This window comes from Corynebacterium sp. KPL2861 (assembly GCF_040225475.1).
Taxonomy (GTDB): domain Bacteria; phylum Actinomycetota; class Actinomycetes; order Mycobacteriales; family Mycobacteriaceae; genus Corynebacterium.
Genome location: NZ_JBEHFW010000011.1, coordinates 76453 through 91581 on the forward strand (window position 1 = coordinate 76453; position 15129 = coordinate 91581).

A 15129-nucleotide genomic window follows, 5' to 3' on the forward strand; every position below is an offset into this window, starting at 1 on the left:
TAATCATGGCGAAATCTTTCGATCGTGCCTATCATCGGGACACGTACCCGAAGAAAGGATTACACAAATGGCTGTTTACGAACTTCCTGACCTCCCATACGCATACGATGCACTGGAGCCACACATCTCCGCAGAGATTATGGAGCTCCACCACGACAAGCACCACGCAACCTACGTGAAGGGTGCTAACGCTGCCCTCGAGGCACTGGAAGAAGAGCGCAACGGCGAGGCTAACCCAGACCGTATCCGCGCCCTGTCCAAGAACTTGGCATTCAACCTGGGTGGTCACACCAACCACTCCATCTTCTGGAAGAACCTGTCCCCGAACGGTGGCGGCCAGCCCACCGGCGAGCTGGCAGAGGCTATCGACCGCGACTTCGGTTCCTTCGAGAAGTTCCAGGCACACTTCGCTGGTGCCGCTACCTCCCTCCAGGGCTCCGGCTGGGCAGTGCTGGGTTACGACCACATCGCTGACCGCCTGATCATCGAGCAGCTCACCGACCAGCAGGGCAACGTTTCCGTTGACTTCACACCGCTACTCATGCTCGATATGTGGGAGCACGCTTACTACCTGCAGTACAAGAACGTGAAGGGCGACTACGTCAAGGCCGCTTGGAACGTCTTCAACTGGGACGACGTTGCAGAGCGTTTCGCTGCAGCTAAGAAGTAACTTCTAACTTAGTTACTTTCTGCCGCCTTTCCTTACTGGAAGGGCGGCATTTTTATGCTTGCACTAACCCCATCAAGGGTGTGGCGCAATTTACACCGCCGCCTGTGAAGAGAATGCTGGTATGCATGACCAGAAACCGGCGCGCCACCATCGCCATGCTCCTATTGGGCTTGGCGGTGTTTTCTAGTCTCTATACCACCCAAGCAATTTTGCCCACGTTGGTAACGGATATGGGCATCTCGCACACCGAGGCGGCCATGACCGTGTCGGCCGCCACCGGCGCGTTGGCTATCTGCGTGGTTCCGGCGTCCATTCTTTCTGAGCGCTATGGGCGCGGGCGCATCCTCCTCATTTCTGCCATCGCCGCCACCATCCTGGGCCTCGTGGTGCCCCTGGCCCAAGAGGGCTGGCAGCTCATTGCCCTGCGCGGGCTGCAGGGCGCGATGTTATCCGGCGCCCCAGCTACCGCAATGGCCTGGCTTTCAGAAGAGCTCGAGGATAATGCCTTGCCTAAGGCGATGGGCCTTTATATCGCGGGTAATTCCGTGGGCGGGCTCACCGGCCGCATCATTCCCGCTGGCTTGGTGGAGTTTTCCTCATGGCGCTGGGCTCTGCTTGGCTCCGCCGTGGTGTCCCTAGCCTTTGCCATTACTTGCTGGCTCCTCCTGCCCGCCCAGCGGAATTTCCACCCCAAGCCAATTCACTTCCGCTCCGAGCTGAGCGCGGTCTTTGGGCACTGGGCAAATAAGGATCTTGCCTCATTATTTATCGTCGCCTTTTTATCCATGGGCACGTTCGTGTCTATGTATAACTTCCTTACCTTCCGCCTGACCGGGGATTTTGGTCTGTCCCCGGCGCTGGCTGGTTTTACCTTCTTGTTTTATCTCTCCGGCACGTGGTCCTCGGCTCGGGCGGGCACGCTGGTCGCGCGCATTGGCCACGGTAAAACCATGGTCGGTTCCGCCGCGCTCTTTACCGTGGGCATTATCCTCTGCGCCGGCAACCTGGCCATGACGCTTATTGGCATGGTGTGCCTGACCGTCGGTTTCTTCGCGGTCCACTCCACCGCGTCCGGCTGGGTAGGGCAACTAGCCACCCACGACCGCGCCGAGGCATCCTCAATGTACGTTTTCTGTTATTACCTGGGCTCTTCCATCGTAGGCGCATTGGCAGGCACGCTTTTCGATGCCCTCACCTGGCACCAATTCATCGCCTGTTTCACCGCCTTCGCGCTCGCTCTCACGGGGTTGACTTGGACCAAAATTAAATCCGACTAAACTCGGTTTTATGCCTCAAGATAAGTGGTCGAACCGCACCTGGCACCGCAAAGCCTCACGCCCCGTGTCCATCTGGATGATGGTCTTCATCGTGGTGGGCGCAGCGCACATATTCGTGCCCAATTATCGCTGGGTACTAATCCACCTCTTCACACTAGGCCTAGTCACTAACAGCATCCTGGTGTGGTCGCAGCACCTCACAGAAAAATTCGTACAACAAAAATTGCCGGATTCCGCCCGCCCCAAACAGCTCGCGCGCATCTATATCCTCAATATCGGCATCATCATCGCCGTGGCGGGCCAAATCCTCGTGCAATTCTGGGATCGCCATTGGATACTGACCCAGATCGGTGCCACGCTTATCGCGCTCACCGTTTTATGGCACGCGGCGACCCTGTTTACCCAGTGGCGCTCCGCCAAGGATAAGCGCTTCCGCCCAGTTGTCGGCGCCTACGTATTGTCCGCGCTGTGCCTGCCGGTAGGCGCGGTCTTCGGCGCAATCCTGGCCATTCACCCGGGCGATCCGCAACTACTCTTGGCCCATATCGCCGCCAATATCGGCGGTTTCATCGGGCTTGCCGCGGCAGGTTCGTTGACCATCCTCTTCCCCACCATCTGGCGCACGCAGGGCACCAATGAGCGCATGTCCTCCTCTTTCCTACTGCTTACCCTGGGCGTGGTGGCAACGACGATCGGCGCGTTTTTGGACTTCCCGGAGCTCGGGCTGATTATCTATTGCATTGGCTGGATCCTGAGCCTGCAACAGTGGCTTGGCAATGTCATCGACGTCGCCCGCGCTCCGCGCGACCGCGTTAACTTTGCCTCCGTCTCGGTGCTGATGGCCGCGCTCTGGCTGGTGCTTTCTCTGACGTACTGCACCACGCAGCACTTCCTCGTGGCAGAACCAGGGCTTCCCACGCTCGGCCTCGTGGTGGGCTTTGCGGCGCAGCTGCTCATCGGAGTCATGAGTTATCTTCTTCCCACCACCATGGGCGGCGGCCCCGGCGCGGTCCGCGCGGGACTGCAAGAGCTGGATCGGTGGGGCCTATTGCGCGCGACGTTCGTCAATGGCGGCCTGCTTATCTGGATCGGCACGGATATCTCCGTGCTCAAGGTAGTGGCCTCGCTGCTATGCATCGGTTCCTTGGCCATCTACCCCATTCTCATTGCCCGTGCGGTCAAGGCCCAAAAGCAGGTGTTGATGAAAAAGGCGGAAGGTCCCGAGCCGAAAACCACCGCAGACTGGAACCAAATCTATATCGGCATCGCCATCCTGGCGGTAATCTACGCCCTGTTCGCGGCGCTCTAGAGTTCTGGGGTTCCCGGCGCGCCGGCGCTCATCCACTCGCGCACTATCCGGGTGGCGTGGACATCCCCGGCGTTATAGTCCAAGAGGCGCTGCCGGACGCTCATATCGCCCGCTAGGGCCTCCCGGCGCGCATTTACGGATTCTTCGCCATCAAAATCCTCTTCCGGCCACCGGAAACCCGCCACTGGGGCCACCACCTTGAGCCCCAGCCCAAAGGGCCCCGCAAAGGATCTCTTCACGTAGGCAAACATATCCACCCACTCTGGGGAAGAGATAAAGTCTTCTACTTCCCGTTCGTCCACCTCCCGGAAGCGCTGCGCAGAGCGGCGCATCCAGTGGTTCTCGCCGTGGGCGGAATAGCAATAGGCGGCAAAGGTCTTGCCTTCTGCATGCGCTGTATCGCGCAGCCGCGTCAACCACCGCCAAAATTCGGCGAAGTTCTCCGCCTCAGCGCGCCCGCCCAGCGGCTCCCAGGTTACAAAGGGGTAGTACTCGCCCTCGAACCACGCGCCCCATAGGTACGCGCCCTGGTCCATGTAGGCTTCCATGTCCACATCCACCTCAATATCCGCGCGCGGCACCGCCGTATCCCCGCGGCGCAGCAGCGTCTGACCGGAGCGCCACGCGGCCGCGAGGCGGGAGGGCTCGCCCACATTGGCATCGATAAGCGCCTGCACCGTGGTAATACCGCGCTCACGGAAGGGCCGTGCGCGATCACCCGGTAAGAAAAGGGAAATATCGTCCGCCGCCACCAGCTCTTGCTCGCACAGGGGCCAGAACCTACAACTCGCGCATTCCTTGACCCGCACCGGCGCGGTGGGAAGCGGCTTATCCCAGGCGCGCTGCACGTCAAACTTCGCCGTCTCCGTGAAAAAGGCCTGCTGGCGGTCCTGACCAATGGCACCGCCGCGCCCGGAGTTCAGGCCCATCTCTTCCAGGGCCTGGGCGGCGAGCGCCAAACGATAGCCATCGACGGCATGGTGGCGCGACTTATACGGAACCTCCATAGGCTCACTCAGCCCAAGGCGATGAGTCGGCACGGCAAGCGTGGTTTTCTTTGGGTTCTTGCGCGCCACGCGGTGGTTGCTCACAATAATGGGGGTATAGGAGCTGCCCTCTCGGAGCAGCAATTCCACGTGCACTTTCCACTTTTCGGTGGCAAAGACCGCATTGGTGATGTGGGTATAGCCGGAGGCAATGGCCTCCAGCGTGGCCATGGCGCGTTCCCAATCATCGCCTTCTAGATCGATGCGCCGGAAACGGCCAGGGGCTTTGCGCGGGAATAACTCCATGACCGCGTCTACGGCAGCACTGTGGCGCTCGGCCCTAGCGATCGAGGATCGGGTGCGCGGAATCTCCGGGTGGGCGCGCCGCTGCACCAAGCGATAGCGGCACCCAACGAGATCCGAAGCTACAACGACATCCTCCACACCGGGTGAGCTTAATAGAACAGCAAGGTAATGTTGAATCCAGACTCGATCGAACGTAAGGGAAAATAATGAGTATCCTCAAGAAATTGAAAAAGGCTCGCCAGGAGGCACGCGCGCAGGCCAAGGCAGCGAAAGCGCGCGCCAAGGCTGAGGTAAAGGCCCAGTCGAAGGATCGTCGCCGCCAACAAAAGCTCCTTGCCAAGCAAGAAAAGCACCTTGTTAAGGCCGAAGAAAAGGGCCTCAAAAAGCGCCGTAAACACGAACAGAAAATGGCAGAAAAAGAGCTGGAAAAGTTGCGCGAGGGCCACTTTAATGCTGGCAAGGTCAAGCGCTATGCAGGCGCATTGCGCACCGCCGCCCCGCTGTTGCTTCCCCTCGTTTATCGCGCATTTGTGGGCCTTAAGTCCGAGAAAGAAAAGCGCAAGGCTCACAAAGCGGGCGTAAGTTCCGCAGAAATGGCCTCTTTTTCTGGCTACGGCGCCCCGCTCAAGGCCCGCACCGCCGGCATCCGTAATTCCCTCAAGGATGTAGACCTGCCCAGTGGCTTCAAGCGGGACGTGCGCGAGCGCCTCGAGGAGGTTGATGCTGCGATCGATAACGCCGAATTCATGACGGAGCAGCAGCGCCGCCGCGCGCATAAGACCATTAGTGGAGAGATCGATTCCGTTACTGCGGAGATTCAACAGCGCCTGGGCGCTTAATTTCTCCTTTTCTTTCCGTCAACCGCCGTTCACCTTTCTTTAAGGTTGCGGCGATATTTTTATATGCACGTGCCAATAAGTAAATTTTTATTGTCTATTAATTTACACACTGGTAGAATTGAATTAAAGTTAATTCAGATTCCAAATTCCAGTATTAGTCCAACATATCGACGCAATAAACCATGGAGGTACTATGGCACGCCGCGAAATCACGCAATTTTATGATGACCTTGATAATGAACTCATTGGTGAGGATGAATTAGAAGTAGTTCGCTTCAGCGTCAACGGGCGCAGCTACATCATGGATCTATCCCGCGACAATGCTCGCCGCTTCCACGAGGCAATCGCCCCCTTTGTCGAGGCCGCACATGCCGCCCCCGATGCGGACTCCCCACAGGTCGATCCCCGCAAGGTCCGCGAATGGGCGAAAAAGCAGGGCCATGACGTAGCGCGCCGCGGCAAAATCCCCCAGGATATTATCGACGCCTACAACTCCGCCCACTAGACGCTTAGAGCACGCCCTGTTCCCTGGCGGCCGCCACCGCAGAGGTACGCGAGCGCACACCCAATTTGTCATAAATGTGCACCAGGTGGGATTTCACCGTGGCCTCAGAAAGCATGAGGTCTTGGCCGATCTGCCGATTCGAGGCCCCCGCCGCCACCAGTTGCAAAACCTCTAGCTCGCGCGGCGTCAATGAGGTGCGGGGCGTGCGGACTCGGGTCATGAGGCGGTCTGCCACGATGGGCGAAAGTGCCGAGTCCCCCTCCGCCGTCGAGTGGACGGCATCCAAAAGCTCCTGCGGTGGGGCATCTTTTAGGAGGTAGCCCACCGCGCCTGCCTCGATGGCGCCGAGAATATCCGCATCGGTGTCATAATTGGTAATGACCAGCACCTTGGGCGGCGTGCTCATGGAGGAACGAATCTGCGCGGTGGCTTCGACGCCACCCATAACGCGCGTTCCCTCCAGCCCCGCCCCGAAGCGCAGATCCATGAGGATGACATCGATGCCGCCTGCTTGTGCCGCGGACACCGCCGCCTCCGCCGTCGCTACCTCGCCCACGACGTCGATATCTTCTGCGCCTTCGAGCACCGAACGCAGCCCCAGCCGCACAATCTCGTGGTCATCTGCCAAAAGGACCCGAATCACGACATCCCTCCTGTCGATGTTTTTCTCAACCAAAAGTTTAATCTACCGCCTTATCAAAGGGCATACTAACTGACACAGCGGTGCCCTCCCCCGGCGCGGATTCTATGACCACCTCGCCGCCCAGCTCCTGCGCGCGGCGCTGCATGGCAGAAAGGCCAATATGCCCCAGGCCCGCCGGCGCGCTTTCCACCGTCGCGGGATCAAAACCCTGCCCATTATCCACCACATCCACGCGCACCTCGTCGCTTTCGTAGGTGACGGTGATCCGGGCGCGGCTGGCATGAGCATGCTTGACGATATTCCCCACCGCCCCCTGTGCAATCCGCAATAGCGCCGCCTCTATTTTCATCGGCAACTGTTGCTCCGCGCCTTCGCTTTCGACCTCCACCTGGAACCCCGCCGTAGCGGCGAAGTTTTCCGCCATGCGCGTCAGCGCCGCCTCGAGGGATGTCTCCGTCAGTGTGGGCGGCTGCAGCGCCGCAATCATGGCCCGCGCCTCATGCAGGTTATCCGCCGCGGCCCGTCGCGCAAGCTCAATGCGCCGCCGGGCGGCGGGAATGTCTTCTTTATCCAAATCCCGGTCGGCGGAGTGCAGCAGCATCTGAATCGATGACAGACCCTGGGCCAAGGTGTCATGAATCTCGTGGGCGATGCGCTGGCGCTCGGCTACCATGCCGGCGTCTCGTTCCGTGGCCGCCAATTGCGTCCGGGTTTCTACTAGCTCCCGGTTCATGCGCGATAAGGTGCGAAACGCATAGGTAATCGCCACGGTTACCAGTGCCGAGACCGCCGGGCCCATCACTCCACCAAAGGTCAGGCCTCCCGGTATTTGCACCACGACAGTGAGCACGGTAGCGCCGATGACGCACAGGATTCCTGCGGTCATATCCAGCACGGTCAGGTACAAAAAGTACATGACGAATACCAGATAGATGGCGGCGGGAGCCACGAATAAATCCGCACCCCATAACACCGTGAGGATGCTTATCCACAAGTAGCGCATGGGCCGCGGCCACTGCTCCGCATAGATCGATCCCGCAAAATAGACGGCCGCGAACCCCACCAAGAGCAATAGGTTGATAAGGGACTGGGATAGCGGCATTTTCACCGAGGTAAAAATACCCACCACCAGCAGGACCGCCGTTAGGAAGTGGATACCGGTGCGTAGCGCATCGGTATCCCGATCTAGTGTGGAACTCATGCGCAAAAGCCTACTTGTCCTTCTCACCCTGACCGGATTAGGGATCGCGGGATGCCAGACCGAGCAAGCAGACCAGGACGAACTGGGAGACGAGGTGGCATCGGAAAGCGCCGCCATCAACGTGGAACAGACCGCAGAGGTCAACGAGTGGAGCGATTGTCCCTATATCGATCCCGGTTGGTTGGAAAATACCAACGGCGAGCGCCTGACCAAGCAGGGCATCGACACGCGCTTTCCCACCCCCGCGTGCGTGTTTTGGTCTTATCAAGACCACCCGCAAGCTACCGTCATCGTGCGCGATATGCCCACCGTAGAAGATGCCCGCGCCGCGGTGGATTGGGCCGCGCCAATCGATGCCACCGAGCCCGCCTCCTTTGCAGGCTGGGAAGGCGGACGGGGCATCGTCAATGAGCAGGCCGTCTACGCCGTGCAAAAGGATACCCACGCGGTGCTGGTGTGGAGCAATCAGCAACAGACCTTCAAGTCCGAGCAGATTGCCCAGGAAGCGATTGCCAATTTAGGGCTTTAAACCGCGACGTCGTTATAGGGCATCATCGGCGAAACCCAGGGGAAGACGACCTCCATAAGGAGGAAGAAGACTCCCACAGCAATGGCAATGGCAAGCAGCGCCTTCACTGGCTTCGGCCCTGGCAATAGATTCCACAAAGCGCGATACATTACTTAGCTTCCTTTCCAACTTCCATCGCGTGCACAATCATGCGCTCGGCGTTGGAAAATTGCGGGTGACAGGTGGTCAGAGTCAGCATTCCCCGCGTGGGGTCTGCTTCAGTCCCCGGCACGGGGTCGATCACTGAGACATCGCCAGGCGTGGTGATATGCCTGCCGGCAACATGGGTATATTCTTCTGGTACTTCATCGAAGCAATCCGCATGCTCGCCATCGATGGGCAGCACCTTGTAGGTAATCTTTTCCGTGTGGGTTTCGATGATGATGTCATCGCAGGTGTGCAATGAACCCAAATCATTGAATGGGGCACCCTTGCCCACGCGGTGCCCAGCTACCGCAAAATTCCCTAATTCACCTGGCATTTGCGTGTCCTCATAGTGGCCAGGGCCGCGCAATAGATCATCTTCATCCGTACCTTGGATGATGGCAAAGTGATAATCAGAGCCAAAGGCAGGGATGGACATCTGTGCGAAGGCCTCTCCCAAATCTGGGTCTTTCTTCTCCCGCGGGTTGCGCCACTGCTCTTCTAATTTCGCATTAGCTTCATCTTGTAAGCGCCCTGATTCCACATTCGTCCAATATGCTTCATAGAATGCAAATAGAACTAAAACCAAACCAATGGTTAGCATGAGTTCGCCGAGAACTTTTGTCATGTTCTAAACCATACTTCCTCACCGAAAGGTACAGCATGTTCGAGTTCTTCATGTACCCGGTTTCCGGAATCATGAAATTCTGGCATTGGCTTATCAGCGGCTTCGTTGATGAATCCGCTGCCTGGCTTGTCTCCATTTTCCTTTTGGTGCTCACCGTGAGAGGCATCGTCATCCCCCTCAACTGGATGTCGGTGCGCTCCGCACGCATCGGCGTTCTCATGCGGCCGGAGAATAACCATATCTCCAAGGAGATGAACCACGCCAGTACCAAAGAGGAAATGGCTGCGCTCATCAAAAAGCAGCAAGACCTCATGAAGAGCTATAACTACAAACCTGCTGCTGGTTGCATCCCTCCGCTCATCATGATTCCGGTTTTCATTGGTTTGTACCAAGTGATCCTTCGGATGTCGAAAATCGATCAGGACTCAAAGACCGTCGGCATGCTCAATGCTGACGACGTCGCGGCCTTCCGTGAAACCACTTTCTACGGCGCCCCGATCACTGATTTCGCCCGCGAACACGGCGATCTGCTTAATCCCGTGCTCATTGCGGCCATCGTCTTTACCATGGCGAATTCCATCATCGCCCTGATCCGCAGCTTCCGCACCACGCAATTCGATCTAAAACTGAACCGCCGCGTATTCATCTTCATGGGCATTTTGCTCATCATCGTGCCCTTCTTCCTCTGGCACCTGGCCCATAATGGCCCCATTCCCGTCGCAATCATTATTTATTGGGGCTGTGCCTATTGGATCACCCTCATTCAGACCATCATCTTCGAAATCATGCTGCGCGAGTTCTACCCGCTTACAGATGAAGTGAATGCGATGCGTCGCGAGAGCCTTCAAAATTGGCGCAATAAAGAAAAACAACCCGCTCTTTCCAAGGAAGAGAAAAAGCGGGTCAACCGGCTGCGCATGGAGGCGCACAAGCACCTTAAATCGAATAATCAGCAGGAGGAGCCGAAAGCATCTGAGTAGCCAGCTCGCGGGCGGTATAGAGCGGCCCTGCTTCCTTGGTCAGGCGGGATCCGGCAAGACCGCCATCGAGGAAAATTAAGAGCTGGCTTGCTTGGGAGGCCGAGGGATAGCCGTTGCGCTCCGTCAACAGAGCTGTCAAGGTGGAGTGCACCCAATCGCGATGCTGCATGCAGGCCGCGACGATGCCGCGCTCCGAATCCGTTTCAGGCCGCGGATACTCACCCGCTGCATTCAAGAAGTGCGAACCGCGAAAACCTTCTTCCGGCTCTTCCTCAATGAACTTGTCAAAAAAGGCCAAGATCTTTTGGTCCGGATCCTGCATGGCAGCCGTCCGCTGCTCCCAGTCCTGGCGGAACTGCTCATCCAAGGACTCTACGTAGGCAATAACTAAGGCATCCTTGGAACCAAACAACGAATATAGGGATGCCTTGGCCACATCCGCTTCGCGCAAGATGCGGTCAATACCGATGACGCGAATGCCCTCAGTTTTAAAGAGCTTGGTTGCAGATTCCAACAATCGGCTCCGCGGGCTGGGTCGATTGCGGCGCGACTTCTTCTCTGCCATGGATTCCTCTCTACAACGACAAAACCGGTTCATCTACACTTTATAGACAAACCGGTATGTACGCTAATTATATGCGGACTATTGTTTCACCTTGTCCACAATCCACAGCAAGAGGCAAGCGCCCGCGGTGGCCGCGATGATGGAGAAGATCCAACCACCACTAGCCTCAATATTCAGTAGTTGGATGATGATGCCACCGATGAGGCCACCGACAACACCCACCACCAGGTTGGTAAACAACCCGTGGTCACGCTTCATAATCTTCTCTGCCAGCCAACCAGCGATGATACCAACAATGATCGAGGTGAATAGACCCAAACCTAATCCCATGATTTCCTCCTAATATAAACGTATCGAATACTCCCCAGTTTAAACCCCCGCGGCTCGAGTGGGGATAACAAATACGACACATTTGTATAGCAAAGTGGCTCTAAAACACCAGAAACGCTCCACTCCCTAGCTGCGAAAGCCGGGAGAAGAGCGCCGGGAAGTCAGGCTAGCGAAAGATTTAGCCTTCGTCGTCTGGGCGTACCACCATCATCGGGCACGGTGCAGACTGCAACAATGCGCGGGAGGTAGAGCCAAGGACCATGCCCTTGAACCCACCACGGCCGTGGGAGCCAACGACGAGAAGCTGCGCGCCTTCGGCGGCCTCCGTCAATGCACGGACGGGGCGGTCACGGGTGATCTGCTTCTTCACCTCAACATCGGGGAACTCTTCGCGCGGTTCCTTCAGGTTTTCTTCCAGCACCTCAGTCTGTTCCTTTTCAATTTCTGCCCACTCAGATTGAGCTGCAGAAAGGCCGGCGAGGGATGCCTGGATTTGCATATCCATCCAGGTGTGCACGGCAACGAGGGCCGCGCCGCGAGCCTGGGCTTCGCGGAAGGCATAGGAGGTGGCCTTCTGAGAAACCTCGGAACCGTCCACACCAACGACGACTGGGCCGTACTTGGTGGAGTCGGTGACATTATTATCTTCACGAACCACAACTACCGGGCAAGCGGCGTGGGAGACAACTGCGGCGGAGACAGAGCCCATGACCATGCCAGACAGGCCGCCCATACCGCGCGAACCCATCACGACCATGGTGACGTCATGAGACATCTCCAAGAGCATGTCGATGGGGGAGCCCTCTGCGATGGTGTGCCCGATCTTGAGCTCTGGGGCTACCTCGTGAGCGATTGCACGGGCTTCCTCGATCTTTTCCAGGGTCTCTTCCTGCAAGTCATCGTAGAGGTCCTTCGGCGGAACCATACCTTCTGCATACAGGAACTGCGGTATGGTGTAGCTCGATGCGATGCGCAGGGGGATTTCCCTCTTCATCGCGGTATTTGCTGCCCAACGGACGGCGTTCTTTGAGGCGTCAGAGCCGTCGACGGCGACGACTACAATGTCTTCCTTGGCCATGATCTTTCCTTTCGGTGGTTATACCTTAATTATAGTACGGATTAGGCTTAATGGTTGACAGTTGCAGGATCAGAATTGGACGGAGAGAAAATTTCGAGGAGCGTTCGGAATACGTCCCTTATCACCGCGCCAATTCCATCATTGAAAAAGGCCATCACCTGGTCCGCGAGAGAATTAATATCCATGTCAAACACACTAATACATCGCAAAAAGGGATTCATCCCTTTGCCCATCAAAAATGGGCTCAATCCTACGCGCGTACGCACCCCGGAGGCAGGCCTTAGCACCTGGGATTTTCTCAGCGAAGTCATATCCTCCCAGCGTCACCGCCACCCCAATGATGATGCACAGGCGCTGCATGACCGATTCACCGCGGGCGAGGTAGTCCTGCGCGATCAAACTCCCCTAAAGCCAGGCACCGTACTCGGCAAAGACGTCGATGTCTTCTTCTACCGCATCCCCGCACCAGAAACACCGGTGCCCTATGACATCCCCATCATCTATGAAGATGACAATCTCCTGGTAGCCGATAAGCCCCCATTCATGGCCACCATGCCGCGCGCCCGGCACATCGTCGAAACCGCCACCGTTCGCCTCCGCCGTTCCACCGGCAATAACGAGCTAGTGCCGGCACACCGCCTCGACCGCCTCACCTCCGGCCTGCTTCTATTCACTAAGCACAAGGACGTCCGCGGCGCCTATCAGTCGCTGTTTGCAGAAAAGAAAGTCCACAAGACCTATCAAGCCGTCGCAGAATTCCGCCGCTTGCCGACGCCCCTCCAATGGTCCTCTCACCTGACCAAAACTCCCGGTGAAATCCAGGGGCGAATAGCAGGTGGTGAGCCCAATGCTTTCACGACCTTAGAATCGATACACCCCATTGATAAAGCCCCTTATGAAAAAGTTCATGGGCCACAACCAGACCTTGGCGTCTACACCCTAAAACCACAGACTGGGAAGACCCATCAATTGCGCCTACACATGTGGCAGGCGGGCGTACCGATCCTCGGCGATCCTGTCTATCCCACTATTTTCCCTGAGGAATCTGAAGACATGTCCGTTCCCATGCACTTAACAGCAACGGACTTAGAATTCACGGATCCACTCAGCGGAAAGCCGCGTCATTTCATCTCAGGCCTTCCATTGGCCACGCACAATCTGCTTTAGTCTCCCGGCACCTTCGACCGCTATTCTTCTCGCCTCGTGTCATCAAAATTCAGATCACTAAAGTCGAGCGATTGTTCTCCGGAGTCGTCCGGAGCGCTATACCCCCTCTGGGGAGAGAAAACCCCATTGCCATTCTCAACAGGTTTCATGTTCCTATCGCATATCAGAACAACGACACCGCAGACGATCATCGCAGTCGATGCTGACAGTACCAAGATAAGCCCGGTCCCCATCTCGACCGAGAACAACCTTCCATCAACGTCTCCTAAATTCGCAGTAAAGCCTTGCCACCCATGATCAGCGGCCCAGAAAGAAGCTACGGCCGCCACGAGCGTAGGAGCACCGCGCCATCTGGCTCCCCGCAGCCCGCTCAGATCATTGCCGACCAAGCTATAAGCAATCGCGAGGGATCCGAGGTACAAGTTGATAATGCCCTGCGTTTGCCGCGCAGTGTAGGAAAAGGAACCATAGCCCCCTAAGTCGACCCTCCCCCAGGTTTGGAAGTAGCCGACAATTAAAAATAAGCTGCAAATGCCAGAAATAATGAAGCAAAGTCGGACCAAACCAGGCAGCTTAACACCATTATTTGGTTCAGGGCTCAACCTCTCCTGTTTGGTCCGACCCGAGCCGCCATCTTGGCGCCCATAGGCAAACTGTCCTGCGCCATAGTCCCCTCGCGCATAGTGCTCGCTTCTTTCTGGCATATCTTGGGGATCACCTAGGTCAGAGCTGTCTTTCGCCATGACTCTCCTAACGGCCTATAAATTATCCGCCATACTTTTGCAAGACAAACTACAGAAGTATTTGAACACGATAATAAACGAACTTCCGCAATAATGGCGTGGCCTAGCTATGATTTCTTTTGAAGAAGTGCCGAGTCTGGGTTGGGCCTGACCGAAGAAAGCACGCGCTGTGGAGTCGAACGCATGCTGGATAAAACATGCAGAAGTCCAACCGATAGCACACGCCCCAATGCGGAACTGTTGATTGTTTGAACACAAACAGTCGGACGAAAAGCCAGCCACGGTGCCGTCGCCGATTAATACATCACTAACGATGCCAAGCACCAAAGAAGTGCCCTTCTTGGAGCACTCTGGCACTCGATACTGAAAACGTGGAACCTACCAGTTTTTATCAATCAGCTGTCCGTGGCAGCCTTCATTTCAGCTGGCCAGACCGTCACTGCTTTGTACGTGTTGTAAACACACGCTACGAACACAACAATATTTCCAAAAATGAGCCACCGCGGTGCATCGTTCGGTAGAACGACTAAAAGAACAGCACTGACGACGCAAAGAGTAGCAATGTTGGTACCCAACGCAATGACCAGCATTCTCCGCCCGAGGCTCATTTCTGTTCTCCTAATTTTCTCTCGCTCGTCTATCCGTACCAAGCAATGGATAAATTGATAAAGCCAAAACCGGTTAAGCTAGGGCGCTATGCTCTCACAGACCCAACCGAACCTGCGAGGGAGCCGTCCGGAAAACACATCCACGGCCATCCATCCCCGCTACCGTGTCCCGAGAAGCATTCCCCATTAAGCCCTAAGCCAACACCCTGGCCGGCAAAGTCCTTAGTAGAGGTTTTAGCCCCTCATGTCCAGCACACCGCAGCTTTGGCACCAAGGCCTAAAATAACATGGCTAGCTCCAGACATCGCTATTTTTAGAAATTGCTTCGCTGATCGCGAAGTCAAAATGAACATGCTTTCCCGCGAACACGAGGACCATCCCCAATCCTGTATCCATTAAAAGACCTTAACCTCATAAAACTCAAGGGATCACGAAGAAGAGGGGCAAGCACACCTTTGGAATCGGTGTCCTTGCCCCTTTCGGTACAAACTTTATTTTGTTGTTGTTTGTTGTTTGGTGTCGGCGGTGACTTACTCTCCCACAACCTCCCGGTTGCAGTACCATCAGCGTGTACAGGCTTAG

17 protein-coding genes are annotated in these 15129 nt (G+C 56.6%); 8 read left to right on the forward strand and 9 right to left on the reverse strand.

From position 1 onward, the window contains the following. Positions 1-67: 67 nt before the first annotated feature. The 3 genes from ABRP84_RS09720 (at position 68) to ABRP84_RS09730 (ending at position 3256) form a co-directional block, all read left to right on the forward strand. Positions 68-670 (forward strand): superoxide dismutase, encoded by a 603-nt coding sequence (locus tag ABRP84_RS09720; protein WP_005279684.1) that lies wholly within the window; start codon positions 68-70, stop codon positions 668-670. Between the two features lie 125 nt (positions 671-795). Continuing rightward, positions 796-1947, forward strand: coding sequence for an MFS transporter (locus ABRP84_RS09725; protein ID WP_349853574.1), 1152 nt, complete (start codon positions 796-798; stop codon positions 1945-1947). 10 nt (positions 1948-1957) lie between these two features. Continuing rightward, on the forward strand, positions 1958-3256 hold the full coding sequence (locus ABRP84_RS09730) for a copper oxidase (RefSeq protein WP_349853575.1): 1299 nt from the start codon (positions 1958-1960) through the stop codon (positions 3254-3256). On the opposite strand, the gene ABRP84_RS09735 is transcribed toward ABRP84_RS09730, so the two are convergent. Continuing rightward, complete coding sequence (locus ABRP84_RS09735) at positions 3253-4686, reverse strand: TM0106 family RecB-like putative nuclease (protein WP_349853577.1); 1434 nt, start codon at positions 4684-4686, stop codon at positions 3253-3255. The genes ABRP84_RS09730 and ABRP84_RS09735 overlap by 4 nt on opposite strands. Positions 4687-4754: 68 nt before the next feature. On the opposite strand from ABRP84_RS09735, the gene ABRP84_RS09740 reads away from it, so the two are divergent. Next, a complete protein-coding gene (locus ABRP84_RS09740) occupies positions 4755-5387 on the forward strand; it encodes a DUF6474 family protein (protein WP_023024381.1) in 633 nt (210 codons plus the stop codon). A gap of 193 nt (positions 5388-5580) precedes the next feature. Next, a complete protein-coding gene (locus ABRP84_RS09745; protein ID WP_349853578.1) occupies positions 5581-5892 on the forward strand; it encodes a histone-like nucleoid-structuring protein Lsr2 in 312 nt (103 codons plus the stop codon). A gap of 4 nt (positions 5893-5896) precedes the next feature. Here ABRP84_RS09745 and ABRP84_RS09750 read toward each other — a convergent pair whose 3' ends face one another. Then, the gene (locus ABRP84_RS09750) at positions 5897-6535 is read right to left on the reverse strand and encodes a response regulator (RefSeq protein ID WP_023029700.1); all 639 of its coding nucleotides are present in this window, start codon (positions 6533-6535) and stop codon (positions 5897-5899) included. 37 nt (positions 6536-6572) lie between these two features. Next, entirely contained in the window at positions 6573-7736 is a 1164-nt protein-coding gene (locus ABRP84_RS09755; RefSeq protein ID WP_349853580.1) for a sensor histidine kinase, read from the reverse strand. Between ABRP84_RS09755 and ABRP84_RS09760 the strand changes: the two genes are divergently transcribed. Continuing rightward, positions 7735-8265, forward strand: a complete 531-nt coding sequence (locus ABRP84_RS09760; RefSeq protein ID WP_349853581.1) for a DUF2020 domain-containing protein — start codon at positions 7735-7737, stop codon at positions 8263-8265. The two genes, ABRP84_RS09755 and ABRP84_RS09760, sit on opposite strands and share 2 nt — an antisense overlap. On the opposite strand, the gene ABRP84_RS09765 is transcribed toward ABRP84_RS09760, so the two are convergent. Then, complete coding sequence (locus tag ABRP84_RS09765; RefSeq protein WP_005285347.1) at positions 8262-8414, reverse strand: hypothetical protein; 153 nt, start codon at positions 8412-8414, stop codon at positions 8262-8264. The two genes, ABRP84_RS09760 and ABRP84_RS09765, sit on opposite strands and share 4 nt — an antisense overlap. Further along, positions 8414-9076: a class E sortase gene (locus ABRP84_RS09770; RefSeq protein ID WP_023024392.1), complete on the reverse strand. Its 663-nt coding sequence runs from the start codon at positions 9074-9076 to the stop codon at positions 8414-8416. Before ABRP84_RS09770 ends, ABRP84_RS09765 begins: the two co-directional genes overlap by 1 nt. 35 nt (positions 9077-9111) lie before the next feature. On the opposite strand from ABRP84_RS09770, the gene yidC reads away from it, so the two are divergent. Continuing rightward, positions 9112-10056, forward strand: coding sequence for a membrane protein insertase YidC (gene yidC / locus ABRP84_RS09775; protein WP_023024394.1), 945 nt, complete (start codon positions 9112-9114; stop codon positions 10054-10056). On the opposite strand, the gene ABRP84_RS09780 is transcribed toward yidC, so the two are convergent. The 3 genes from ABRP84_RS09780 to ABRP84_RS09790 all read right to left on the reverse strand — a co-directional run bounded on the left by ABRP84_RS09780 (position 10013) and on the right by ABRP84_RS09790 (position 12029). Next, positions 10013-10621: a TetR/AcrR family transcriptional regulator gene (locus tag ABRP84_RS09780; RefSeq protein WP_349853582.1), complete on the reverse strand. Its 609-nt coding sequence runs from the start codon at positions 10619-10621 to the stop codon at positions 10013-10015. The two genes, yidC and ABRP84_RS09780, sit on opposite strands and share 44 nt — an antisense overlap. Before the next feature lie 78 nt (positions 10622-10699). Beyond that, positions 10700-10951 (reverse strand): GlsB/YeaQ/YmgE family stress response membrane protein, encoded by a 252-nt coding sequence (locus tag ABRP84_RS09785; protein ID WP_023024398.1) that lies wholly within the window; start codon positions 10949-10951, stop codon positions 10700-10702. Positions 10952-11129: 178 nt separating this feature from the next. Then, positions 11130-12029 (reverse strand): universal stress protein, encoded by a 900-nt coding sequence (locus tag ABRP84_RS09790; RefSeq protein WP_284772298.1) that lies wholly within the window; start codon positions 12027-12029, stop codon positions 11130-11132. Positions 12030-12149: 120 nt separating this feature from the next. Between ABRP84_RS09790 and ABRP84_RS09795 the strand changes: the two genes are divergently transcribed. Further along, positions 12150-13196 (forward strand): pseudouridine synthase, encoded by a 1047-nt coding sequence (locus ABRP84_RS09795; RefSeq protein ID WP_349853585.1) that lies wholly within the window; start codon positions 12150-12152, stop codon positions 13194-13196. A gap of 20 nt (positions 13197-13216) precedes the next feature. Here ABRP84_RS09795 and ABRP84_RS09800 read toward each other — a convergent pair whose 3' ends face one another. Further along, complete coding sequence (locus ABRP84_RS09800) at positions 13217-13939, reverse strand: hypothetical protein (RefSeq protein WP_349853583.1); 723 nt, start codon at positions 13937-13939, stop codon at positions 13217-13219. Positions 13940-15129: the final 1190 nt, after the last annotated feature.

Bases quoted from the DNA above. Each gene is read 5' to 3' on its own strand.
- ABRP84_RS09720 (WP_005279684.1), top strand. From the start codon at position 68: ATGGCTGTTTACGAACTTCCTGACCTCCCATACGCATACGATGCACTG.
- ABRP84_RS09725 (WP_349853574.1), top strand. From the start codon at position 796: ATGACCAGAAACCGGCGCGCCACCATCGCCATGCTCCTATTGGGCTTG.
- ABRP84_RS09730 (WP_349853575.1), top strand. From the start codon at position 1,958: ATGCCTCAAGATAAGTGGTCGAACCGCACCTGGCACCGCAAAGCCTCA.
- ABRP84_RS09740 (WP_023024381.1), top strand. From the start codon at position 4,755: ATGAGTATCCTCAAGAAATTGAAAAAGGCTCGCCAGGAGGCACGCGCG.
- ABRP84_RS09745 (WP_349853578.1), top strand. From the start codon at position 5,581: ATGGCACGCCGCGAAATCACGCAATTTTATGATGACCTTGATAATGAA.
- ABRP84_RS09760 (WP_349853581.1), top strand. From the start codon at position 7,735: ATGCGCAAAAGCCTACTTGTCCTTCTCACCCTGACCGGATTAGGGATC.
- ABRP84_RS09755 (WP_349853580.1), bottom strand. From the start codon at position 7,736: ATGAGTTCCACACTAGATCGGGATACCGATGCGCTACGCACCGGTATC.
- ABRP84_RS09765 (WP_005285347.1), bottom strand. From the start codon at position 8,414: ATGTATCGCGCTTTGTGGAATCTATTGCCAGGGCCGAAGCCAGTGAAG.
- ABRP84_RS09770 (WP_023024392.1), bottom strand. From the start codon at position 9,076: ATGACAAAAGTTCTCGGCGAACTCATGCTAACCATTGGTTTGGTTTTA.
- yidC (WP_023024394.1), top strand. From the start codon at position 9,112: ATGTTCGAGTTCTTCATGTACCCGGTTTCCGGAATCATGAAATTCTGG.
- ABRP84_RS09780 (WP_349853582.1), bottom strand. From the start codon at position 10,621: ATGGCAGAGAAGAAGTCGCGCCGCAATCGACCCAGCCCGCGGAGCCGA.
- ABRP84_RS09785 (WP_023024398.1), bottom strand. From the start codon at position 10,951: ATGGGATTAGGTTTGGGTCTATTCACCTCGATCATTGTTGGTATCATC.
- ABRP84_RS09790 (WP_284772298.1), bottom strand. From the start codon at position 12,029: ATGGCCAAGGAAGACATTGTAGTCGTCGCCGTCGACGGCTCTGACGCC.
- ABRP84_RS09800 (WP_349853583.1), bottom strand. From the start codon at position 13,939: ATGGCGAAAGACAGCTCTGACCTAGGTGATCCCCAAGATATGCCAGAA.